Annotated in this window: 16 protein-coding genes; 5 read left to right on the forward strand and 11 right to left on the reverse strand. The window is 69.8% G+C overall.

Annotated features, from left to right (window positions below; genetic code table 11):
• Window positions 1-14: 14 nt before the first annotated feature.
• Window positions 15-2,816 (reverse strand): cation-translocating P-type ATPase, encoded by a 2,802-nt coding sequence (locus JQX13_RS44630; protein ID WP_203405500.1) that lies wholly within the window; start codon window positions 2,814-2,816, stop codon window positions 15-17.
• A gap of 567 nt (window positions 2,817-3,383) precedes the next feature.
• On the opposite strand from JQX13_RS44630, the gene rnk reads away from it, so the two are divergent.
• Window positions 3,384-3,800, forward strand: a complete 417-nt coding sequence (rnk, locus tag JQX13_RS44635; protein WP_203405501.1) for a nucleoside diphosphate kinase regulator — start codon at window positions 3,384-3,386, stop codon at window positions 3,798-3,800.
• A 34-nt stretch (window positions 3,801-3,834) separates the two neighbouring features.
• Here the strand turns inward: rnk and nadD are convergent, their stop codons facing one another.
• Genes nadD through JQX13_RS44660 form a run of 5 tightly spaced genes read right to left on the reverse strand, consistent with a single transcriptional unit; the run spans window position 3,835 to window position 8,289 of the window.
• Complete coding sequence (nadD, locus tag JQX13_RS44640) at window positions 3,835-4,395, reverse strand: nicotinate (nicotinamide) nucleotide adenylyltransferase (RefSeq protein ID WP_203405502.1); 561 nt, start codon at window positions 4,393-4,395, stop codon at window positions 3,835-3,837.
• On the reverse strand, window positions 4,392-5,075 hold the full coding sequence (locus tag JQX13_RS44645) for a hypothetical protein (protein WP_203405503.1): 684 nt from the start codon (window positions 5,073-5,075) through the stop codon (window positions 4,392-4,394). The genes nadD and JQX13_RS44645 overlap by 4 nt, the downstream gene beginning before the upstream one ends.
• Window positions 5,072-6,265 carry an exo-beta-N-acetylmuramidase NamZ family protein gene (locus JQX13_RS44650; RefSeq protein ID WP_203405504.1) on the reverse strand — a complete coding sequence of 398 codons (1,194 nt, stop codon included), beginning with the start codon at window positions 6,263-6,265 and terminating at the stop codon, window positions 5,072-5,074. The genes JQX13_RS44645 and JQX13_RS44650 overlap by 4 nt, the downstream gene beginning before the upstream one ends.
• A 17-nt stretch (window positions 6,266-6,282) precedes the next feature.
• On the reverse strand, window positions 6,283-7,530 hold the full coding sequence (locus JQX13_RS44655) for an adenylate/guanylate cyclase domain-containing protein (protein ID WP_203405505.1): 1,248 nt from the start codon (window positions 7,528-7,530) through the stop codon (window positions 6,283-6,285).
• 60 nt (window positions 7,531-7,590) lie between these two features.
• Entirely contained in the window at window positions 7,591-8,289 is a 699-nt protein-coding gene (locus JQX13_RS44660; protein WP_203405506.1) for a tetratricopeptide repeat protein, read from the reverse strand.
• A gap of 78 nt (window positions 8,290-8,367) precedes the next feature.
• On the opposite strand from JQX13_RS44660, the gene JQX13_RS44665 reads away from it, so the two are divergent.
• Window positions 8,368-10,770, forward strand: coding sequence for an endonuclease MutS2 (locus JQX13_RS44665; RefSeq protein ID WP_203412497.1), 2,403 nt, complete (start codon window positions 8,368-8,370; stop codon window positions 10,768-10,770).
• Between the two features lie 96 nt (window positions 10,771-10,866).
• On the opposite strand, the gene rnr is transcribed toward JQX13_RS44665, so the two are convergent.
• Together rnr and JQX13_RS44675 are read right to left on the reverse strand one after the other, a co-directional pair.
• Window positions 10,867-14,223: a ribonuclease R gene (gene rnr / locus JQX13_RS44670; protein ID WP_239014230.1), complete on the reverse strand. Its 3,357-nt coding sequence runs from the start codon at window positions 14,221-14,223 to the stop codon at window positions 10,867-10,869.
• Window positions 14,224-14,365: 142 nt separating this feature from the next.
• Window positions 14,366-15,721 carry a protease inhibitor I42 family protein gene (locus tag JQX13_RS44675; protein WP_203405507.1) on the reverse strand — a complete coding sequence of 452 codons (1,356 nt, stop codon included), beginning with the start codon at window positions 15,719-15,721 and terminating at the stop codon, window positions 14,366-14,368.
• A 236-nt stretch (window positions 15,722-15,957) separates the two neighbouring features.
• Here JQX13_RS44675 and JQX13_RS44680 point away from each other — a divergent pair, with 236 nt between their 5' ends.
• The 3 genes from JQX13_RS44680 (at window position 15,958) to JQX13_RS44690 (ending at window position 18,794) form a co-directional block, all read left to right on the forward strand.
• Window positions 15,958-17,184: a molybdopterin molybdotransferase MoeA gene (locus JQX13_RS44680; protein ID WP_203405508.1), complete on the forward strand. Its 1,227-nt coding sequence runs from the start codon at window positions 15,958-15,960 to the stop codon at window positions 17,182-17,184.
• A 67-nt stretch (window positions 17,185-17,251) separates the two neighbouring features.
• Window positions 17,252-17,926, forward strand: coding sequence for a GTP cyclohydrolase II (gene ribA / locus JQX13_RS44685; protein ID WP_203405509.1), 675 nt, complete (start codon window positions 17,252-17,254; stop codon window positions 17,924-17,926).
• Entirely contained in the window at window positions 17,919-18,794 is an 876-nt protein-coding gene (locus JQX13_RS44690; RefSeq protein ID WP_203405510.1) for an MBL fold metallo-hydrolase, read from the forward strand. Before ribA ends, JQX13_RS44690 begins: the two co-directional genes overlap by 8 nt.
• Before the next feature lie 64 nt (window positions 18,795-18,858).
• Here the strand turns inward: JQX13_RS44690 and lipB are convergent, their stop codons facing one another.
• The 3 genes from lipB to JQX13_RS44705 form a co-directional block, all read right to left on the reverse strand.
• A complete protein-coding gene (gene lipB, locus JQX13_RS44695) occupies window positions 18,859-19,944 on the reverse strand; it encodes a lipoyl(octanoyl) transferase LipB (protein ID WP_203405511.1) in 1,086 nt (361 codons plus the stop codon).
• Entirely contained in the window at window positions 19,941-21,308 is a 1,368-nt protein-coding gene (locus tag JQX13_RS44700) for a ClpX C4-type zinc finger protein (protein WP_203405512.1), read from the reverse strand. The genes lipB and JQX13_RS44700 overlap by 4 nt, the downstream gene beginning before the upstream one ends.
• A gap of 86 nt (window positions 21,309-21,394) precedes the next feature.
• Window positions 21,395-22,690, reverse strand: coding sequence for a dihydrolipoamide acetyltransferase family protein (locus JQX13_RS44705; RefSeq protein ID WP_203405513.1), 1,296 nt, complete (start codon window positions 22,688-22,690; stop codon window positions 21,395-21,397).
• Between the last annotated feature and the right edge of the window lie 11 nt (window positions 22,691-22,701).

A 22,701-nucleotide genomic window follows, 5' to 3' on the forward strand; every position in this document is an offset into this window, starting at 1 on the left:
GCCGGCCCCCGTCCCTACTCCGCCGTCGCCCGCCGTGGCAGTCGCAGGGGGTGCCGCGTACCGGCCCCCCGATCGTCCTGGGCGCGCCGCGAGCGCAGCCACTTCTCCACGCTGATGACGGGCAGGACGATGGCCCCCACCAGCGCGCACAGCCCCAGCGCCTCGAGCGACAGCGGCGCGGTGTTGAACACCGCCTGCATGAAGGGCAGGTAGATGAACCCGAGCTGCAGCAGCACCAGCATCGCGATGCCCAGGTAGACGAAGGGGTTGCTGAAGACGCCGATGCGGAAGAACGAGTCGCGCAGGGAGCGGCAATTCAGCAGGTAGAAGATCTGGAACATGATGACCGTGGTGACGGCCATGGTCTGCGCCTCGCTTAGGGCCAGCTCGTGGCCGAGGCGCCCCACCTCGGCGTTGTACTCCCAGAGGAAGAGCCCGGTGGCGCCAGCGCACATCAGCACCGCCACCATCACGGTGCGCATGACGACGAAGCCACTGAGCACGGGCGCGTCCGGGTGACGAGGCATCCGCTGCATCAAGTTCGGCTCCCGGGCCTCGAAGGCCAATGGCAGCGCGAGCGCCACCGTGGCCACCAGGTTGATCCACAGGAGCTGGGTGGGGAGCATGGCCAGCAGCGGCTCGCGCTCACCGGCGACGCGCAGGATGGGGAAGAAGCCCACGCCGACGATGAGGATGAGGGCCAGCCCCAGGTTGGTGGGCAGCACGAAGGCGAGCGACTTGATGAGGTTGTCGTAGACGCGCCGCCCCTCCTCCACCGCGGCGGCGATGGAGGCGAAGTTGTCGTCCGTGAGGATGATGTCCGCGGACTCCTTGGACACGGCCGTGCCGGTGATGCCCATGGCCACGCCGATGTTGGCCTGCTTGAGCGCGGGAGCGTCGTTGACACCATCCCCCGTCATGGCCACCACCTGCCCCTCCTTCTGGAGGGCGCGCACCAGACGCAGCTTGTGCTCGGGCGCCACGCGGGCGAACACGTTGGAGGACATGGCCACCTCGCGCAGCCGTGTGTCGTCCAGCGCCGCCAGCTCCGCGCCCGTCACCGCCCGGCGCCCCTCGAGGATGCCGAGCTGCGCGCCGATGGCCTCCGCCGTCTTCGCGTGGTCGCCGGTGATCATCTTCACGGTGATGCCCGCCGTGTGGCAGGCGCGCACCGCGTTGATGGCCTCCTCGCGAGGCGGGTCGATCATCCCCTGGAGCCCCAGGAGGCGGAAGCCACCGGCCGCGTCCTCGTTGCGCAGGGCGCCGTGCGAGGCTGGAAGGGATTTGCTCGCCACGGCCAGCACGCGCATGCCACGCGAGGCCAGACGCTCCACCTCGCCGAGCACCTTGTCGGCATCGATGCCGTCGTGAAGGACACAGCGGCGCAGCACCACCTCGGGAGCGCCCTTGAGGATGAGCTCGCGGCCCCCCTGTCCGTCCTCGTTGAGGGTGGCCATGAACTGGTTCTCGGACTCGAAGGGGATGGCGTCCACGCGGGGGTGGCGGGCGCGTAGCTCCTCCACCTTCAATCCGGCCTTGGCCGCGGCGACGAGGAGCGCGCCCTCGGTGGGATCGCCCGTCAACTCCGAGACACCATTCTTCTCGCGGACCGAGGCGTCATTGCAGAGCGCGCCGGCCACGAGCAGCTCGCGGGCATCCTCGGGCGGGGAGTCCAGCTTCTGCGCGTCGCGGCGCAGCTCGCCCAGGGGCGCGTAACCCACGCCCGAAAGGGTATAGGTCCCCGAGGGCGTCCACAGTGCCTGGACCGTCATCTCGTTGCGGGTGAGCGTGCCCGTCTTGTCGGTGCAGATGACGGTGGTGCTGCCCAGCGTCTCCACGGCGGGCAGCTTGCGGATGATGGCGCGGCGGGAGGCCATGTACTGCACGCCGATGGCGAGGGCGATGGTGACGATGGCGGGCAGGCCCTCGGGGATGGCGGCCACGGCCAGCGTGAGCGCCGCCATGAGGGACTCGGCGATGCCGTAGCCGCGCAGCAGGCCCACGCCCATGAGGACGACGGAGATGACGAGGATGGCGATGGTGAGATAGCGGCCGATGACGCCGATCGCCTTCGTCAGCGGTGTCTGCAGATCCACCGCCTCGCTCAGCAGTTGCGAGATGCGGCCGAGCTCGGTGGCGCCGCCGGTGGCCACCACCACCGCGGTGCCCGTGCCATAGGTGACGTGCGTGCCACCGAAGGCCATGCTCGTGCGATCACCGACACCCGCGCTCGCGGGGACGGGGGCCACGTTCTTCTCCGTGGGGAGGGACTCACCCGTGAGCGCCGCTTCCTCCACCTGGAGGTTGCGTTCGGCGAGCAACCGCACGTCCGCGGGTACCTTGTCCCCCGAGGCGAGCAGCACCACGTCCCCGGGGACGAGCTCGGCGGAGGGCACCGTCACCTTGCGGCCCCCGCGCAGGACGGTGGCGTTCTCCGGCACCATCTGGGTGAGGGCCTCGATGGCCTTGCCCGCGCGGAACTCCTGCACGAAGCCGATGAGCGTGTTGAGCACCACCACGGCCAGCACGATGAGCCCGTCCGCCACCTTGCCCAGGGCGATGGCCAGGCCGGCCGAGGCGAGCAGCACCCAGATGAGGGGGTTGTTGATCTGGCGCCACAGCAGCGTGAGCGGGCTCTCGCCGGAGACGCGTTGCAGCACGTTGGGGCCGTGGCGTTCGAGCCGGACACGGGCCTCGGCGTCGGAGAGGCCCTCGGGATTCGTCTGGACGGCCTCGAGGACCGCCTCGGGTGGCAGCGAATGCCAGGGCTGGGCCTGGGAAGAATCCGTCGGAGAGTCGGTCTGGGGCGGGTTCATGTCGCGCTCCTCCAGAGGCAATCTGGGGAGCGCCACACTCCTTGGCAAAAAGAGAATCCTTCCGCGACGCTTCGAGTCAATCGAAGTCCGCCTGGCCGCTCCCCGCTGACACCAGCCTGGGAGGCAGGCGCTCGGAGGCGAGCGCCTGCGCGAGGCCTCCTCGGGGTTGTTACGCGAGCAGGCGGGCACCTATACTCGTGCGCGGCACGCACGAAGCGTCGTGCGGGCCCCAGGTGACTGAACTCATGAAGCCCCTTTGCCCAGCTCCGATGAAGTCCGGTACGCGCTGGGCCGTGGTGCGCCGGGTTCTGCTCGCCCACGGCCGGGCAACTGCCTGGCTTGAGTCCCGCGCCGCCCGCCCCCGTTCCTAGAACCCCGGCGCGCGGCGTCCCCTCTCCTCCAGAGGCCCGTTCCCAGGTGGCCCTGTCCTGATGGCCCGTGAGGGCTGACACGGATACGGCTCCACGAGCGCCTGGCCCGCCGCCCGGCTTGCTTCAGCCCCAGCCTCGCACCCCTCACCCCACACCCACGCCGCAGCGCGGCCACTGCCCCATGAGGAACATTGGAATGACCCAGGAGCGACACATCATCGTCACGGAGACCGACCTCGAGCGCCTCCAGCGTGTGCTCGATGTGCACGGCAACGGGCGCAACGCCGAACTGGCCGAGATGCTGGAACAGGAGCTGGCCCGGGCCGAGATCATGAGCGCCCAGGAGGTCCCCGCGGACGTGGTGACGATGAACAGCACCGTCGTCTTCGAGGACGAGGAGACGGGCTCACGCCGGGAGGTCACGCTCTGCTACCCGCAGGACGCACGCAGCGACGAAGGCCGCATCTCGGTGCTCGCCCCCATCGGAAGCGCCCTCATCGGATTGTCCGTGGGCCAGTCCATCGAGTGGCCGTTCCCGGGCGGACGTACCCGGACGCTCCGCATCGTCGCGGTGCCGTATCAGCCAGAGGCGGCGGGGCACTTCCACCTCTGACGCTGGCGCCACACGGCGTCCGAATCCGCCCGGCTCACAAGCCGTAGAGGTGGTGCTCGCGTGCGTAGGCGAGCACCCGCTCGGGCACCAGGTCCGTGGGCTGCTCGCCCCGGTTCAGACGCTCGCGGATCTCCGTGGAGGACACCTCCGCCAACGGAGGCCCCACGGTCCCCTCGGCCGGGTAGCCCGCGCGGTACAGCACCAGCACGCGCGCCATCCGCTGGATGCGGTCGAAGTCCTTCCAGTGCGGCAGATCCTTGAGGATGTCCGAGCCGATGATGAGCGAGAAGCGGGACTCCGGGTGCCGGGCGATGAGGAACTCCAACGTGTCCACCGTGCGCCCGTCCTTGCCCACCTCGCTCTCCACCCGCGAGGTCTTCATCCAGCCGGCCGCGTCCTGGCACATCCGCTCGCACATGCTCACGCGGTGCTCGAAGTCCTCCGAGCGCTTGCCGAACGGGTGGCGGAACGTGGGCATGAGCCAGACCTCATCCACGCCCTGGGTGGCGCGCACGTAGTGGGCGGCCAGCAGATGACCCACGTGGGGCGGATTGAACGAGCCTCCGAGGAGCGCGACCTGCAAGGGGGGCCTCACTTGACGGACAGCTTCGAGCGACGATCCACCGCCAGCGTCTGTGGCTCCAGGACCGTCTTCCCATCCAGCCGGAAGGCGGAGAAGCGCAGATCCCTGTCCTCACGCTCCAGCAGGGCACACGTCTGCTCCGCGGCTCCGGCCAGCCGGCCCGGGGACATGAAGTAGCGCGGGCCGATCTGCACCAGCTTCGGCTCGGACTCCTTGCCGTGGATGAAGAGGAGCGCGTTGACCAGGTCGTCCCGGGTCAGATCGTTCTTGTCGTGGACGAGGCACACGAGCGACTCGCCCACCATGTCCAGCACCTTCCGGGGGATGCTCGGGTCCCTGTACTGGATGGAGTCCCGCTCCGGCGTGCGCAGGAAGTGCTCGCGCACGAGCATGGGATCTCCCTCGAGCTCCTTGAGCACGTCATCCGGGATGGACAGCGAGCGCGGACGCGGCTTCTGCTCGGTGACGGCCAGCCAGCGGGCCACGTCCTCGATGAAGTCCGCCCCCGAGTACTCCCGGCCCCCCCGGCTGCGCTCCCGCCGGTCGAGGATCCACTCGTCCAGGTCGGAGTAGCGGCCCCCCAGGAAGATGAACCGCTGGGCACCCTTTCCCCGCAGCAGCTCATAGGCCGCGTCGAAGGCGGCCAGATCTCCATGGCTGTCGGACAGGATACCGATGACGTCTTGGCTCACGACCCTCGAGCGTACAGCAGATGACGCTCCCTCCGCTTGGCGAAGTCCCGCGCCTGCGTCTCGAAGCCTTCTAGTAGACGGTCCAGCGACCAGCCGGCCTCGATTCCCTTGCGGACCTGATCCGTGCCGCAGAGCAGATCGAAGGCGGGCACGTCGTCCACGAACTCGTAGGCGTCCTCACGCCAGGCGAACCCGCCCTCCTTCCCCAGCTCGTACAGGGCCTGGAAGATGGCGATGCCCGTCCGCAGGGGGAGGAAGGACTCGCGGTCGGTGACGTGGATGAAGGCTCCGTTGCAGGACACACCCTTGTACTTGTCGAAGGTGGGAGTGAATCCCACGGCGCGGAAGCGGACCCCGGGAAGCTTCTCGCGCTCCAGGCGGGCGATCAGCGCGTCCGAGTCCACCCAGGGAGCACCGAACTGCTCGAAGGGACGGCAGGTGCCCCGGCCCTCGGAGACGTTGGTGCCCTCGCCCTGGCACATGCCCGGGTAGACGAGCGCGGTATCCGGGGTGGGCATGTTGGGCGAGGGCGAGATGAAGGGCAGCCCGGTGTCGGACCAGAAGAACTCGCGGCGCCAGCCCTCCATGGGCACGACGGTCAGGTCGCACCCGAAGCCCTGCTCGTCGTTGAAGAGGCGGGCCAGCTCGCCGGCCGTCATGCCGTGCCGGTTGGGGATGGGATACAGGCCCACGAAGGAGCGGTAGCGCTCCCCCACGAGGTTGCCCTCGATGGCGACGCCGTTGAGCGGGTTGGGCCGGTCCAGCACGTAGAAGGGGATCCCCGCCTTGCCGGCGGCCTTCATGGCCAGGGCCATGGTGTAGACGTAGGTGTAGTAGCGGCTGCCCACGTCCTGGATGTCGAAGACGAGCGCGTCCAGGCCCTCCAACCACTCGGGGCGGGGCGAGAGCGACTCGAAGGTGGAGCCGTAGAGGCTGTGCACGGGGACGCCGGTGCGCCGATCCCTCGCATCACCCACGGCGACCATGTACTGGGCCTCGCCGCGCACGCCGTGCTCGGGGCCGAAGAGGGCCGCCAGCTTCACCCCGGGCGCCTGCATCAGCAGATCCGCCAGGTGGCGGAAGCTCGAGTCCACGCTGGTGGGATTGACGATGGCCCCTACCCGCTTGCCCTTCAGTGGCGCGAAGCCCTGCTCCACCCAGACATCCAGTCCCGTCTTCACCCGTGTCATGACATCCCCCACGTTCTTCAGCGTCCGAGCCGCTCCAGCGCCTTCTGCGCCGCCTTGCGCGAATTGCATCCGAGCTGGAAGAGGCCCCCGGATTCCTCGCCCGGTCCACCCTCCTCGGCCAGATCCTCCAGCGCGCCGCGCGCGGACACCCTCTTGAGATCGCCCAGCGCGTCCGCGGCATTGGCGCGCACACGGCACTCCGGGTGCTTCAACAGCTCCGCGAGCCGGTCCCCGGCGTCGTCGTTGCCGGCCTTCACCGCGGAACGGTAGAGCTCCACCGCCCGGTTGGGGGCGTCCAGCGCCTCGTCCAGCCGCCCCAGCAGCCAGGCCCGCTTGCCCGGGGAGTCCTTCTCCACGGAGATGAGATTCCGGGCGCGCTCCGCCAGCTTGAGCTTCTCGCTGGTGCTGGTGGCCTTCGCCACCTCCTTGATGGCGGCCTCGGCGGGACTGTCGCGCAGCACGACGAAGCCCACCCCGAGCAGCAACAGCACCAGCGCGCCACCGCCCACCGCCACCTTCCTCGAGGTGGGCGACAGGCGCTGATGGGTCTTCACCGCCAGGATGGCCGTGCGGGTGCGCGCCACGATCTGCCCGCCGACGGCGGCCGCGGTGGCCGCCAGGTCCGTCCCCGGCGTGAGCTGGAGCGAGGGAACGCGCGAGAGCGCCAGGTTCCCGAAGGGCGGCTGCTCGTTCTCGAGCGGCGCCCCGGCCCCGGACGACACGTGCACCACGGAGGGCGTCTCCACGCGGTAGGGCGCGCGGGGCACGCGGAAGACGCGGATCTTCCCGGGGATGCCCTTGAGCTCGAAGGCGCCCACTTCCAGCGAGGGCACTTCCGCCTTGTTCATGGCCAGGTAGACGGCCTCGGTGAAGAAGACCTCGCCGGCCTCGGCGATGGACTCCACGCGCGAGGCGATGTTGACGGGCTCGCCGAAGACGTCGTTGGACTCCAGCCGCACCTCGCCCACGTTGATGGCCACGCGTACGTCCAGCCGCTCGGCATCCGAGGCGCCGCGGTTGTAGCTCCAGAGCCGGTCCTGGATGGCCATGCCGCTGAGGACGGCCTGGGTGGGCGACTCGAAGGTCACGAGGAAGGCGTCGCCGATGGACTTGATGATGCGTCCGCCGAAGGCCTTGAAGACCGGGGCGAGGAGATCATGGTGCACCTTGAGCAGGCGCTGGTTCTCCTCGAGGGTTTGCCGGCTGGTGCGCTCGGTGAAGCCCTTGATGTCGGTGAACACAATGGCGAGGTTGGCGGTCTTCAAGGCGGGCGCAGTGTATGCAGTGGAGCCTGCGACGCAACGAGACAGGGAACGAAAGGTTCCCTACCGACGCGACGGGCGCAGGGGCCGCATCTTCTTGGGGGGAGCGGGCGGCTCCAGGCTCGCACGCACCTTCGCCGCCAGCTGGGGCCGGCCGGTGCGCTCATAGAGCTCGGCCAGGCGGCGGAGGACCAGGGCGTTGCCCGGCTGCTCACTTCTCAAGAGAAGCAACTCCTTTTCCGCGTCCGCCTCCCTGCCCTGCTCCTCGATGGTCCGGATGAGCTGGAGACGCACCTGTACCCACTCGGGGCGGGAGCGGCTGAGCAAGCGGTAGTGCATCTCGGCCTTGAGCCAGTCGCCCAGGGAGGCCCAGAGGCCGGCGACCCGGAATCGGGCATCCTCGTAGGACGCGCGATAGAAGAGGGCCTGTTCATAGGAACGGGCCGCGCGCAGGAGCTGGCCGCGCTCCTCCCACAACAGCCCACGCAGGTAGTGGACCCGGGGGTTCTCGGGTGCCACGGCGGCGGCCACCTCCAGGTGGGCTTCGGCTCGGTCCAGGTTCTCCCCGAGCTTCAGCAGGAGACGGGCCGCTTCCACCCGGGGAAGGGCCTGGTTGGGCCAGGCCTGGACCACGGCCTCGACGGATACCAGGGCCCCGGAGGTATCACCCGACGCCTCCCGAGCCAGGGCCGATGTCAGATCCCCCGGGACGGGTGCGTCCATGGCCGCCGCGAGCGTGCCCGCTACCAGAAGCCAGAGCATGGCGGGCTGATAGCAGAGCGATACCCGCTGTCACAACCCTACTTCCTCTTGACGGCCGCCCGGCCGCGCATGAAACCCATGACCGTGCAGATTGCTCAGAGAACGCTCGAGGACCTTGGATTCGCGGATGTGCTCCGTGCGCTGGCCCACCGTTGTCGGACCGAACCCGGGAGGGAGCGTGCGCTCGCCCGGCCGTTCCTCGAGGGTGAGGAACAGGTAGCGGAGGCCCTGGCGCTCGTCGCCGAGGCGCGGCGGCTGGCCCAGGAGCAATTTTCCCTGCCCCTCGGAGGGGTGACGGATCTGCGCGCCGCGCTGGAGCTGGCGTCCAAGGGGGGCCTGTTGGAGCCCCGGCAGCTCATCGCGTCGGCGCAGCTGCTGTTCGCCTTCGTCCGTACCCGCGAGGCGCTCGAGGAGCGGCAGCACGTGGTGCCCCGGCTGGCGGCCATCTCCCGGCGGCTGCCAATGCTGGAGCAGCTGGCGGTGCGCATCGATCGGAGCTTCGAGGCGGACGGAGAGATTTCGGACCGGGCGAGTCCGGAGCTGCGCGAGGCGAGGGACCGGGTGCGCGGACTTCACCGGCGCATCAAGGGCCGGCTGGAGGAGCTGCTCCACGACGAGAACTTCCTGCCGAAGCTACGGGAAAACTACTACACCATCCGCAATGGCCGGTACGTGGTGCCCGTGGTGTCCAACTACCGGGGCGAGGTGCCGGGCATCGTCCACAACGCGAGCCAGACGGGGCAGACGCTGTTCGTGGAGCCCGAGGGCCTGGTGGGCATGGGCAACGACCTGGCCATCGCCCAGTCGGTGGTGACGGAGGAGGAGCGGCGGATCCTCCAGGAGCTGACGAACCAGCTCGGGCGCGAGGCGGCGAAGGTGCTCGAGGGCATCGCCGCGGTGGCGGAGCTGGACGAGGCGGAGGCGGCGGCGGTGCTGGCGGGCGACCTGAGGGCCTACGCCCCCGAGTTCATCGGGGTGGAGGGCCTGTCGCTGGTGCGGCTGCGGCACCCGCGGCTGGTGCTGAGGGACACCGAGGTGGTGCCCAACGACGTGGAGATGAAGGGCGAGGCGCGGGCGCTGGTGGTGTCCGGTCCGAACGCGGGCGGCAAGACGGTGACGCTGACGGCGGTGGGCCTGTGCGCGCTGATGTTGCGAGCGGGCCTGCCCATTCCGGCGGGCGAGGGCTCGCGGATGCCGCTGTACCGCTCGGTGCACTCCACGGTGGGTGACGCGCAGGACCTGTCGCAGGGCCTGTCCACGTTCAGCGCGCACGTGGTGATGCTGCGGGACATCTCCCTGTCGGTGGGGAAGAACTCGCTGGTGCTCATCGACGAGATCGCCGCGGACACGGATCCCCGCGAGGGCGCGGCCATCGCCATCGCGGTGCTGGAGGAGCTGCTCACCAAGGGCGCGGTGGTGCTGGTGACCACGCACCTGGAGGAGCTGAAGGCGCTGGCGCACCTGGATCCGCGGTTCCTGAACGCGCGGGTGGGCTTCGATGCGAAGAAGATGGCGCCCACGTACAAGCTGCAGCTGGGCGCGGCGGGTGCGTCGTCGGCCATCGAGGTGGCGTCGCGGATGGGGCTGCCGGAGCACATCTGCACGCGAGCGCGGGACCTGGCGATGAACGCGGGTGGCGCGCTGGCGAAGGCGCTGGCGGCGGCGGAGGAGGACCGGCGCAAGCTTCAGGACGAGCTGGAGCGGGCGAAGGCGGAGGCGGAGGAGGCCGAGCGGCTGCGCAAGACGCTGGAGGAGCAGAAGCAGCAGTTCGAGCGCGAGCGCAAGGCGCGGCTGATGCGCTTCAACGAGGAGGTGGCGGCGGCGAGCGAGCAGGCGGCGTCGGAGGTGCAGGAGCTGCTGAAGACGCTGAGGGCGCAGGCGAACGAGAAGGCGGCGTCGGAGGCGCGTTCGCAGCTGTTGCAGCGGATGGAGGAGGCGAACCAGCGGGCGAAGGCGGCACGCGCGGAGCTGTTCCAGGTGGAGGCGCCAGCGCCCGCGGAGCTGCGAGTGGGGGCGTGGGTGCGGCACTCGGGATTGAACAAGGACGTGGAGATCCTGGAGCTGCACGGGGATCAGGCGCTGGTGGCGGCGGGCATCATGAAGATGCGCGTGCCGGTGTCGGAGCTGTCGGGGACGAGGACGGCGAAGCCGAAGGAGACGAAGTTCCCGGAGCGCAACAAGCAGGCGCAGCAGATCCAACGCGCGAAGGCGGCGGCACCGGAGGCGGTGGAGGCGACGAACTACCGCTGCGACGTGCGAGGCATGAGGGCCGAGGAGGCGCTGACGGAGCTGGAGTCCTTCCTGGACCGGGGCATGAGGAGCGGCGAGGAGTCGGCGCTGATCATCCACGGGCACGGGACGGGAGCGCTGCGGCAGGCCATCCGCGACTACCTGGCGGCCTCGCCATACATCCGGATGTTCCGCCCGGGAGAGAACCACGAGGGCGGAGACGGCGTGACGGTCGTGGCGCTGCGCGCCTGAGCCACACCGGCGCACGAGCCTGAAGCAACAACGAGGCTGGAGGCCCCCTCTCCCAGTGGGAGAGGGGACATCCACGGAGCCTCGAGACTGCGTCCCCTAGCGCTTCTTCGCCTTCCGAGCGGGAGCGGTCTTCTTCGCCTTGGCGGTCGAAGCACGGGACTTCGGAGCCGAGGCACGCTTGGCGGCCGAGGCCCGCGTCGTCTTCTTCGCGGTGGGAGCCTTCTTGGCGGCCGCGACCCGAGCCGTCTTCTTCGTGGCACGAGCCGGCTTCTTCGCGGCGGCCTTCTTCGCGACGGGAGCCGTCTTCTTCGCACCCGTCCCCCGCGCGGCGGCCTTCTTCGCGGCGGCGCGAGGCGCAGCCTTCTTCCGAGCCCCGGCGGCGGCCCGCTTCTTCGCACGAGCCGGCTTCTCCTCGACCGCGGCGGCGGCCTTCCTGCGCCGCTTGGGAGGCACGGCCTGAACCGCCTCCCCGGTCGCCTCGCCCCCTTCGCGCGCGTCCAGCGCGGCCAGGGCGCGGATGCGATCGAAGCCCGCGGGCGCCGTCGGAATGATCCGCTCGACGATCTCGACGGACTCGGTCTGGCGCTCCACGGTGGGCGGAGCCACTTCCGCTGTCGCCACCTGCTCGGCCGGAGCCTGCTCCACGGCAGCGGCCTCGGCGGCCCGCAGCGCCTCGGCCTCGGCCATCGAGAGCCCGTGCTCTCCAACGACCCGCTCGGGACGACCCCAGCGCTCCCTCCGCTCCTTCTCCCTCGCGGCACGGGCGGCCTGCTTCCTCTCCTCGCGGGCCAGGTGCTTCTGCACCTTCTGCTCCTGGCGCTCCACGGCCTCGAGGGCCTTCACGGCCCTGCCTGCGACCTCCAGGGCCTCGAACTCGATGCGCCGCAGGGCCAGGTTCACGTTGACGAGCCGCACCCGGGCCTTCTGTCCGACGCGGACGCGGAAGCCGCCCGGCAGCGTGAGGGCGTGCAGGGTCTTGTCGAAGCGGGCCCCGAACCCGAGCGAGTCCGCGCGGACGAGCCCCTCGACGTGCACGTCGTCGAGCTCCACGAAGAAGCCGAACTCGACGATGCCGGCCACGGTGGCGGCGAACTCCTCGCCGAGGCGGTCCTTCATCATCAGGGCGGCGTAGTAGGAGACGACCTCGCGCTCCACCTGCATGGCGGCGCGCTCGCGCTCGGAGCTCTGGGAGGCCATGTCCTCCAGCAGCTGCTCCTCGCGCTCGAGCTGGGCGGGCGAGCGTTCCTGACCGCCACGGGACCAGTGCGCCTTCAGGAGCCGGTGGACGAGCAGGTCCGGGTAGCGGCGGATGGGCGAGGTGAAGTGGAGGTAGTACTCGGCGGCCAGTCCATAGTGGCCGATGTCCGAGGCCGTGTAGACGGCCTGCATCATCGAGCGCAGCAGGAGCTGGTTGAGGGCGCGCTCCTCGGGGTGGCCCTGGAGCTGGGCCATGAAGGCATTGAGTTCCTTCGAGGAGAGCTCCTCGGCCTGGAGGCGGAAGCCATAGGCCTGGGCGAGCTGGGCGAAGACGGCCAGCTTCTCCTCGTCGGGCTCACCGTGGTAGCGGTAGACGCTGGGCAGGCCCTGGTCGGCGAAGAACTTCGCCACCGCCTCGTTGGCGGCGAGCATGCACTCCTCGATGAGCCGGTGGCTGTCCTTGCGCTCGCGGCGCTCCATGCGAGCGGGCAGGCCGTCCTCGCCCATCACCACCTTGTGCTCGGGCAGGTTGAAGTCGATGGCGCCGCGCTCCTTGCGCATCCGCATCAGCACGCGGGCCAGCTCCATGAGCCGCTCGAAGTGGGGCTTGAAGGCGTTGCGATGGGGGACGTCCTTGCCGTCGAGCACGTCCTGCACCTCGTTGTAGGTGCAGCGGGCGTGGCTGCGCATGACGCCCGGGTACAGCTCGCTGGACACGAGCCGCCCGCTCCTGTCGAGCACCATGTCGGCGACCATGCACAGCCGGTCCTCCTCGGGGCGCAGCGAGCAGATGCCGTTGCTGAGCCGCTCGGGGAGCATGGGCAGCACGCGGTCCGGCAGATACACGGAGGTGGCGCGGCGCAGGGCCTCGGCGTCGAGCGCGGTGCCCTCTCGCACGTAGTGCGTCACGTCGGCGATGGCCACCACGAGCCGCCACCCCTGCGGGTGGGGCTCGGCGTAGACGGCGTCGTCGAAGTCGCGGGCGTCCTCGCCGTCGATGGTGACGAGCGCCATCTGCCGCAGATCCCGCCGCTCCTCGCCGCGAGCCTCCTCCTCGGTGACCACCGGACGGATGCGGTCGGCCTCGTCCATGACCTCGGGAGGGAACTCGTCGGAGAAGCCCTGCGAGTAGGCGATGGAGAGCACCTCGGTGCTCGGGTCCCCGGGCTTGCCGAGCGAGCCGGCCACCTCGCCGAAGAGGCCCTCGCCGGGCTCCAGCAGCTCCGCGCCGATGCCCAGGCGCACCTTCACCACGTCCCCGTCTCGCGCCATCTGGGTGGGCGGGACGCGGATGTTGCCCTGGATCTGCAGGTTCTTGTCGTAGGGGATCACCAGCGCATGGCGCCGGCCTCGATCCACGTAGGTGCCGACGGCGAGCTGCCGGGTGCGGCCGACCACCTGGAGGAGACGGCCCTCCATGCGTCCGGGGCGGCCCCAGGCCTCCACGATCACACGATCATTGTCGAGGGCCCGCGCGGCCTCCTGAGGCGGAAGGAAGATGTTGTCGCCCTGACCCGAGCTGGGGTGGACGAAGCCGTAGCCGTCGCGGTGCACGTGGAGGATCCCCTCCACGGTGGAGGTCTCCAGACCCTCTCCCCCGCCGCGTCCACCACGGCCTCGCGGCTCGAAACGCTCCTCGCGGAAGGCGCGTCCTCCGCCTCCACGACCGGGGCGGCGATCCTGCTCGAAACGACCGCGGGTGTCGGGCCGGCGCTCGTCCCGCGCGAAGCGTCCGCGGGGCTCGGGGCGACCCGCCTGCTTCCGGGTGTCGAAACGGCTACCCGAGGGCCGCTCCTGTCGGGCGAAACGATTCCGGGGCTCGGCGCCGAGCTCCTCGAGGCGACCGCGCGGGCCGCGGGGCTCCATTCGGCCTTCGCGCACGAAACGGCCCCGAGGCTCGGGCCGGTCCCCCCGCGAGAAACGTCCCTGGGGGGCGAAGCGTGCATCACGAGCATCGGGCGCGGGCCGGGCCTCCTCCCGAGGACCACCCGCCCGGCGCTCGTCGAATTTTCCCCCCCGCTCGCGGTCGCGCCCCCCACCGGGAGCCTGCTCCCCACCGTTTCCATTGCCCTCATGGGAGGCTGGCCGCCTGCCCTGCAGGCTGAAGCGCTTGCCCTCCCTGATGAGCTCGCCTCGCCGGACCATTTCCCGGAGCGTGCGCTTGAGCTGCGTCTGCTGACCGGGGTGCAGGTGGGTAAGCCGGAGCAGTTCCTTGACGCCGAGCGGGTGCTTGGACTCCGCCAGATGTCGCCTCACGTCTTGATGAAGGTCGGTCACGAGAGTTCCCAAAGCAGGGAGCCCGACGGGCCCTGAAAAAAATAAGCCCGGCAGGTCCCACAGGGGACCCCCGGGCGGAAGAACGACGATGTCGCGAGGTCTCGGCTCGTCAGAAAGGCCCTCAGGGCTTGACGGTCACGTTGAGCTTGAACGAGCGCTCCACCTGACCGGGGTTGAACGCCTTGGCGAGGAAGAACTCCACCTCGGAGGACCCGGGGTTGCGCGGGGTGAAGAAGAACTCGCGGGTGGCGGGGCCCCCATCGGAGCTCGGCTCGAAGTTGGCTTCCCGCAGACCCACGCGCTTGGCCGCCGTGGGCTCGATGGCCCAGGTGAAGCCCGGCTGCTCCTGCAGGCGCACGGTGAAGGCGTGGTTGAGTCGCACCTCGATGCTGCCGGGCTGCTCGCCCTCCACCTGCACGGTCTCCAGACCCTCGCGGGAGATGGGCCGGAGCTCGGAGGGACGCGGCTCCACGTTCTCCACGTCGATGCGGCCACCCCAGCCGGAGGACTTGTCCACCACGCCCGTGACGGAGAGCGTCTGGCCCAGGAACTTGCGCAGTCCCTTGGCGCCCTTGCCCTCGAGGATGAAGGACACCTGCTGCCGGGTGCCGCCATTGGACACCACCAGCACGAACTCCTCGCCCGTCATCTCCAGGTTGCCACGCAGCGCGGCGAAGCCCTTCATCCCCGCGCCCATGCCGGCCGAGATGACCTGCGACACCTCTCCAGGGGAGAGGTAGCGCAACCGGGGCTCCGCCTCCGCGGGCTCCGGCTCGGGCGCTTCGGCCTCCGGCTTCTTGGCGGAGAACTTCCGCACGTCCACCGTGCCGCCGTAGTTGGTGGTCTTCTTGATGAGACCGCTGACGGACACCTTGTGATCCAGGTACGCCGGCAGCACCTCCTGATCCGGCCCCTGGAGGATGAAGTTCAGCTCGCGCTTGTCGCGGCCCACCACCACCAGACAGGGCAGACCGTCGAGCACGGTCAGACGACCCTTGAGGCTGCCCTCGCCCACCACGCCACGACCCGCACCGGCGGTGAGCAGTTGCTCCATGTCGCGCTTGTTGAGGGGCTCGGCCAGGGGGGGCAGCTTCGTGGCGCGGGGCCTCGGCTTCTCGGCCTGGGGCGGCATCACGATCTCCGCCCGGGCGGCGGCCTCCCTGCCCTTGGCGGAGCTCTCCTTCCCCTTGGGGGCGGCCTCCTTGCCCTTGGCGATCTCCTTCACCTTGGTGGCCGCCTTCACGGCGACCTCCTTCACCTGGGTGGCGGCCTTCTTCACGGCGGCGGCGGGCTCGGACTTCTTCTTCACCGCGGACGCCTTCTTCTCCGCCTTCGCGCTTCCAGTCGCCTTCGTCACCAACTTCGCGGCGGCCTTCGCCACGCTCTTGGACGCGGTCTTGAGGACACCCGGTTTCGTCGACTTGACCTTCTTCGCAGCGGGAGTCGCCTTCTTGGCCCCGGACCTGGGCTTGGCCATCGACGCTGTCTCCTTGAATTCCCGTGTCATCTCAACGGGTTGGCGCATCTACCCCCGACCGGACGCGGGCCTCGGGATCACCCGAGCTTGTAACGATGATCAGCTGGAGTGTCAAACAAAGTCTTGAATTTCCTAGGAACTTTGATCCCTGAAGCAGCCTGTCGCTACACACCTGTTTCGCATTGCCCGGGCAAGGCCGATCAGCCCTGGGAGATCACCCGGAGGGAGTCCGACCCATGAAGGAAGATGCCGCGCTGCTGCCCGTAGAGGAGGCACGAGCCCGTACACTCGCCCTGGTCCAACCGTTACCCCCCGAGTGGGTCCGGCTGGACGAGGCCCTCGGGAGGGCCCTGGCGCGGGACGTGCGCGCGCAACGGACCCTGCCGCCCTGGGACAACTCGGCCATGGACGGCTTCGCGGTGCGCAGCGCCGACCTGACGGGTCCCCTGCCCGTCCGCCTGAAGGTGAAGGAGACGATCTACGCCGGCCAGACGCCCCGGGAGGAGGTCCAGCCGGGAACCTGCGCGCGGATCATGACCGGGGCCCCACTGCCGGCGGGGGCGGACGCGGTAGTGATGCGCGAGCGGACCCGGCTGGCCCCCGAGGCGGACACGGTGGAGATCCTCGAGGCGGTGGGGCCGGGCCACTTCGTGCGGCCGAGGGGCGAGGACGCGCGGGAGGGTGAGCTCCTCCTCTCCCGGGGGACGCCGCTGGGGATTCCGGAGCTGGGGCTGGTGGTGGGCCAGGGGCTGCTGACGGTCCCGGTGCCGCGCCGCCCCCGGGTGGCCATCCTCTCCACCGGCGACGAACTGTGCCGGGCGGACGCCCCCGCCGAGGGTCGGATCGTGGACGCCAACGCCCCCGCGCTGAGCCTGGCCGTCCTGCGGGCGGGCGGAGTGCCCTCGGTGCTCGGCATCGCCCGGGACACGCTGGAGGACGTGTACCAGCACCTCGCGGCGGCCGAGGGGTATGACCTGGTGCTGACGAGCGCCGGGATGTCCGTGGGCGAACACGACTTCGTCCGCGAGGCCCTGGAGAAGCTGGGCGTGGAGCGGGACTTCTGGCGCGTGGCCATCAAGCCGGGCAAGCCGCTCGCCGTGGGCCGCAAGGGGGCCGCCGTCTACATCGGACTGCCGGGCAACCCCACCTCCTCGCTCGTCACCTTCGAGCTCTTCGTCCGCCCCGCCCTGCGCCGCATGCTGGGGCACGAGGACGTGGAGCCACCGCGGGTCTCCGGCAGGCTCGAGGGCGAGTTGCGCAAGCCCGAGGGGCTGGCCCACTTCGTCCGGGTGACGGCCGCCTGGCGGGACGGGGAGCTCTGGGCCCGGCCCCTGTCCACCCAGACGTCGGGCGCCCTGCGCTCGGCGGCCTCGGCGACCCACCTGCTCCACTTTCCACGCTCATCCAGTAGGCTGGCTACTGGTGACAAGGTGGAATTGCTTCCTCTCTCCTGGGGAGCTTGAAGAACGAACCATCACGGTTCGCATCCATCTTGTGCCCCCGGATGTTGTGCGGGAGAAGGGTTCATTTATGTCCGATACGCGTACACCTCAGGTTCTTCCAGCCCGCAAGAGCGCGTCCCTCCTGGAGAAGTTCTCCGAGGCGGATGTCCCCACGGAGCGTGGCGTGCTGCGCACGGTCGTCTTCCGCGAGAAGCGCAACGGGCGGGAGCACGTGGCGCTCGTGGTGGGGAACGTGCAGGGATTGGAGGGTGTGCCTGTCCGGGTGCACTCCGAGTGCTTGACCAGCGAGGTGTTCGGCAGCCTGAAGTGCGACTGCCGGGAGCAGCTGGACCGGGCGCTGGACTTCGTCACCCAGAACGGGTGCGGCGTGGTGCTCTACCTCCGCCAGGAGGGCCGGGGCATCGGCCTGGGAAACAAGATCAAGGCCTACGCGCTGCAAGCCGAGGGCCTGGACACGTATGATGCGAACCGGAAGCTGGGCTTTCCGGATGATCTGCGCAGCTACGACGTCGCCGCCGAGATGCTGCGCATGCTCGGAGTGCGCTCGGTGGACCTGATCACCAACAATCCACTGAAAATTGCAGGCCTGGTGGAAGAAGGAATTCCGGTCCGTCGACGCATTCCCTCGCGTACGGAGCACAATCCGCATAACGTCGACTACCTGAGGACGAAGCGCGAGCGGACGGGGCACCTGATTGAGCTCTTCGCCGAGGACGACGACACGGAAGCGAAGGTTGGCTGAGGACGAACAGGGGAGGACGACCGCCGAGGCGCGCGTCCCCTTCCATGTCCGTTTCTGGGGAGTGCGCGGCTCGATCCCGGCACCGGGTCCGAAGACGCAGCGCTACGGGGGCAATACGCCCTGCGTCGAGATTCGATGCGGGGACGAGTTGTTCATCTTCGACCTGGGGACGGGGGTTCGCGTGCTGGGGGAGGAGTTGCTCGCGGCGGGTGGACCCACGCGCGCGTCGATCTTCCTCTCGCACTACCACTACGATCATCTGCAGGGGCTGCCGTTCTTCACGCCCATCTTCATCCCGAGGTTCACCTTCACGGTGTACGGGGCGCCTCGGGACGGGAGATCGGTGAAGGAGGTGCTGTCCGGGCAGATGGTGCATCCCTACTTCCCGGTGACGGCCGAGGAGACCTTCAAGGCCCAGCTGACGTACAAGGACCTTGGCTCGGGACAGCAGCTGGAGCTGGGCCCGGCGAGGATCCACACGCTGGACCTGAACCATCCCGGAGGCAATCTGGGCTACCGGGTGGAGTGCGGCGGTAGGACGGTGGTGTACGCCACGGACGTGGAGCACGGCTGCGAGAAGGACGAGGAGTTGGTGGAGTTCGCGCGAGACGCGGACGTGCTCATCATCGACGCGATGTACACGGAAGATGAGTACCGGGGCCGCAAGGGCGCCGCGAAGATTGGCTGGGGCCACTCGACGTGGGAGTCGGCGGTGGAGACGGCCAACAAGTCGAAGGTGAAGAAGCTGGTGCTCTTCCACCACGAGCCCAAGCGGGACGACGATGCGATGGATCGCTTCGTCGAGGAGGTGCGCAAGCACCGTCCGGAAACGATCGCCGCCGTGGAGTCGGAGATCCTGAAGCTCTGAGCAAAACCCCCTCTCCCACTGGGAGAGGGCCGGGGTGAGGGTCTACCCCGGCAGGCTCAGGAGCTCACCCCGCGAGCACCCGGCTCGCCCGCCGCACGCCCTCGCGAAGCCCGCGGAACGGAAGCCGTGCGAGCGCGGTGGGGACATCCACCCACTCGAAGGCATCGTGCTCGTCACCGAGATGGACCTCGAAGCCGCCGGTGCACCGGGCGGCGAAACCGTTCTCCTCGACGAGCCGGGGAGGCACCACGGCGCCGACGGCGAAGGCATGGCGGTACTCCAGGTCGACCACCTCGGTGCGCAGTCCGGTCTCCTCGAACAACTCGCGGGCGGCGGCGTCGCGCGGCATCTCGCCGGGCTCCAGACGGCCGGTGACGATCTGCCAGAACCCCCCGCGCTCGGGGCGCCGGCGCAACAACAACACGCGGGCCTCGGGCCCCCTGCCCCGCATCAACGTGACGCTCACGGTGCGCGTGAGGGGCGCGGGCTCGACACGCTGGAGCTCGAAGACGTCGGCGAAGTGCCGGGCCAGCTTCTCCTCCACCTCAGCCATGGGCACGAGCCGGCCGAGCTCCTTCTGCAACGAGGTAACACCCGCCTCGCGGATGCCGCAGGGGACGATGAGGTTGAAGTGGGGCAACTGCGTGTTGACGTTGAGCGCCAGGCCGTGACTGGTGAGCCAGCGCGAGAGGTGGACGCCGATGGCGGCGATCTTCCGGGCGTCGGGTGAACCTTCCTGGCCGATCCACACCCCGGGCCACTTGGGGATGGTGCCGGAGGTGATGGCGTACTCGGCGAGGGTGCGGATGACGCACTGCTCGACGTCGCGCACGTAGCGGCGCACGTCGTGGCGGTGCTCGGGCAGGAGGAAGATGGGGTAGGCCACGAGCTGCCCGGGCCCGTGGTAGGTGACATCGCCACCGCGATCGGTCTCGAAGACCTCGACGCCCTCTTCCGAGAGGCGCGCGTCGCTGGCGACGATGTTGGCGCGTTTGGCGGCACGGCCCAGGGTGAGCACGGGCGGGTGCTCGAGCAGCAGCAGGACATCTCCGCAGAGGCCCTGGCGCCGGGTCTCGCCGAAGAGCTTCATGAGCTGGAGACCGTCCTCGTATTCGACCCGGCCGAGCCGGTACACCGTCAGCGTGTTCACGACGTTCCCTTCCGTCGACCCCGGCGGGCCGGCCTGGCCTTCCCCTTCACCTTCTTCTTCACCTCCAGACGCCAGGTGCCAGGGGGCACGCGGGCCAGGAGGGCCTGCAACTCATGCCCGGAGCGCGGCGAGCGGGCGGCTTCGGTGGCGAGGGCGGTGAGCGCCTCGTCGGAGAGGCGGCAGTCCTCGCGCGAGGCGAGCCGACGCCGGGCGATCTCGACCAGGTCCTCGACGCCGGGCTGCTCGAGCGGAACGAGGAGCTGCACCTGCTCCAACAGGACCACGGGCAGCGCACCACCCACGGCCTCGGAGAGCGCGGCGGTGGTGGGCACGGGCAGGCGGCCGGAGTCCGACAGGAGCACGGGACCCGAGACCGCTGACCCGCCCCGGGTGGTCATCAGGACGGTGCGCTCGGGATGACGGGCCAGGAAGGCGCCCAGCGCGGACTGCTCGGAAGGCGGGAGCCGGTCCACGTCCTCCACGAGGAGCACGGCGTCCGCCGGAGCGCGCTCCAGGGAGTCGGGACCGACGAGCACGCCCCTCCCCTGCTCCACGAGCTCCCGCATCCAGGTGCTCTTCCCGGAGCCCTCGGGCCCGAGCAGCAACACGCGGCGCACACCCGCCTCCAGGCCGCGCTCGAGACTCTCGCGAGCCGCCGCCTGCCCCACCAGCGCGAACGAGACGGGCGACCGGGAGACGGGGGTCCGACGAGCGGCGGGTGCCACGGGGGCCACGCCGCCGAGCAACGCACCCGACTCGCCGATGCAGGACGAGCAGATGAACGCGCCCGCGGGACCGGCGACGAGCGCCCCCACCTCGGAGCGGGGTCGGCAGCAGAAGGAGCACCAGGCATCCAGAGAAGGATCGGCCCGGGTCGGTCCCCGTTCGATGAAGGGCTCTTCCTTCCTCACCTCCACGGGAGCATCGGTCCGCGCCACCTGCCCGCTCGGGACGTCCATGCTGAGCACGGCGGCACGCACGACCTCCACGGCCGTGGCCACGGGATGGGTCCGGCGATCCACCGCCAGCTCGGCCTCGCGCAGGGCCTCATGAAGCGAGGAGGAGGTGTCCTCCTCGAGGACCCACACTCCGGGCTCGGGCTCCTCGTCGGGCTCGGGCTCGGGAGCCACCGGAGGCGAAACGGCCCGTGCCTCCGCCTCCACCTGGCGGATCTCCTCTTCCAGCTCCTTGCGGGAGGGATCCAACCGGAGGGCGTAGCGCAGGAGCTGCTCGGCACGGGGCATGTTGCCCGAGCGCCGGCAGAGATCAGCGGCGAGCCTCAGCAACTCGATGGCCCGGGGCTTGTCACCTCCGAGCTCCGCGGCCTGGGCGGCGCGGATGACGTCGCGAACGTTCTCGGCCATGGGGAAGCATAACCTCCTCGAAGGCCGGGAGCGCGGTGCGCGAGCGCTCCCGGCGAGGCACGCGCCCCCGGCAGGCGGCCCGGCCGTCAGGCCATGGCCAGGAACAGCATGTCCGGATGCTCCAGGAACTTGATGACCTCGTATACGAAGTCAGCGGCCACCTGGCCATCGATGACGCGGTGATCGGCGGAGATGGAGACGTTCATCATCTCGCGCACGACGACCTGGTCGTTCTTGTCCACCACGGGACGCTTGCGCATGCGGTGGATGCCCATGATGGCCACCTCGGGGTGGTTGATGATGGGCGTGGCGAAGATGCCACCCGTCTGCCCGAGCGAGGTGATGGTGAACGAGCCGCCGGTGAGCTCCTCCATCTTCAGCTTGCGATCCCTCGCCGCGGTGCTGAGGCGGACGATCTCCTCGGCCAGCTCGCGCAGGGAGAGCCGATCCGCGTTCTTGATGACGGGAACGGTGAGCCCCTCGGGGGTGGCCACGGCGATGCCGATGTTGAACTCGCCGCGCACGACGAGCTCCTGGGCGGCCTCGTCCATGTTGGCGTTGAGGTGCGGGTACTTCTTCATCGCCGCGATCACGGCCTTCACGATGAAGGGCAGGAAGGACAGCTTCGTCTTCTCGCCAGCGGCGACCAGGGTCTCGTTGAGGCGCTTGCGCAGCGCGACGAGCTCGGTGCAGTCCACCTCCTCGACGAAGCCGAAGTGGGGCGCGGTGAACTTCGAGCGCACCATCTTCTCGGCGATCTTCTTGCGCAGGCCGCGCAGGGGGATGCGCTCGTCACCCCGGCCCGGGCTCACCGAGGGCGCGGCCGGACGGGCCTGGGCGGGAGCGGCGGGAGCCACCTCGTTGCGCGCGGAGCGGCCACCCTCGAGGGCCGCCACCACGTCCGCCTTCATCACGCGGCCCTGGGGGCCGGAGCCGGCGATCTCCGCGAGGTTCAGCCCATGCTCGGCCGCCATGCGGCGCGTGAGCGGCGTGGCCAGCACCTTGGAGGCGGCGGAAGCGGCCTGAGCTCCATTGCCCTGAGCCTGAGCGGCGGCAACGGGCTGGGCGGAGGCAGCGGCGGCGGCCGGCGCACCGTGGGCGGCGGGAGCCCCATGACCCGAGGCCTGGGCCGGCGCGGCGCCCTCGATCTCCAACGTGACGAGGAGCTGATGGACCTTGGCCATGTCGCCTTCATTGCCGTGCGTCTGCACGACACGGCCGGCCTTGGGGCTCGGAACGGTCACCGTGGCCTTGTCCGTCATCACCTCGGCGAGCGTCTGGTCCTCCTTGACGACATCACCGGCCTTCACGTGCCACTTGACCAGCTCGCCCTCCTGCACGCCTTCGCCAAGATCGGGCAGCTTGAACTCGAAGATCGCCATTCGCGGGGGTC

Source organism: Archangium violaceum (assembly GCF_016859125.1).
Lineage (GTDB): Bacteria > Myxococcota > Myxococcia > Myxococcales > Myxococcaceae > Archangium > Archangium violaceum_A.

Excerpts from the sequence above, each read along its gene's own strand:
- JQX13_RS44630 (WP_203405500.1), bottom strand. The coding sequence starts at position 2,816 with ATGAACCCGCCCCAGACCGACTCTCCGACGGATTCTTCCCAGGCCCAG.
- rnk (WP_203405501.1), top strand. The coding sequence starts at position 3,384 with ATGACCCAGGAGCGACACATCATCGTCACGGAGACCGACCTCGAGCGC.
- JQX13_RS44650 (WP_203405504.1), bottom strand. The coding sequence starts at position 6,265 with ATGACACGGGTGAAGACGGGACTGGATGTCTGGGTGGAGCAGGGCTTC.
- JQX13_RS44660 (WP_203405506.1), bottom strand. The coding sequence starts at position 8,289 with ATGCTCTGGCTTCTGGTAGCGGGCACGCTCGCGGCGGCCATGGACGCA.
- JQX13_RS44665 (WP_203412497.1), top strand. The coding sequence starts at position 8,368 with ATGACCGTGCAGATTGCTCAGAGAACGCTCGAGGACCTTGGATTCGCG.
- JQX13_RS44675 (WP_203405507.1), bottom strand. The coding sequence starts at position 15,721 with ATGGCCAAGCCCAGGTCCGGGGCCAAGAAGGCGACTCCCGCTGCGAAG.
- JQX13_RS44680 (WP_203405508.1), top strand. The coding sequence starts at position 15,958 with ATGAAGGAAGATGCCGCGCTGCTGCCCGTAGAGGAGGCACGAGCCCGT.
- ribA (WP_203405509.1), top strand. The coding sequence starts at position 17,252 with ATGTCCGATACGCGTACACCTCAGGTTCTTCCAGCCCGCAAGAGCGCG.
- JQX13_RS44700 (WP_203405512.1), bottom strand. The coding sequence starts at position 21,308 with ATGGCCGAGAACGTTCGCGACGTCATCCGCGCCGCCCAGGCCGCGGAG.
- JQX13_RS44705 (WP_203405513.1), bottom strand. The coding sequence starts at position 22,690 with ATGGCGATCTTCGAGTTCAAGCTGCCCGATCTTGGCGAAGGCGTGCAG.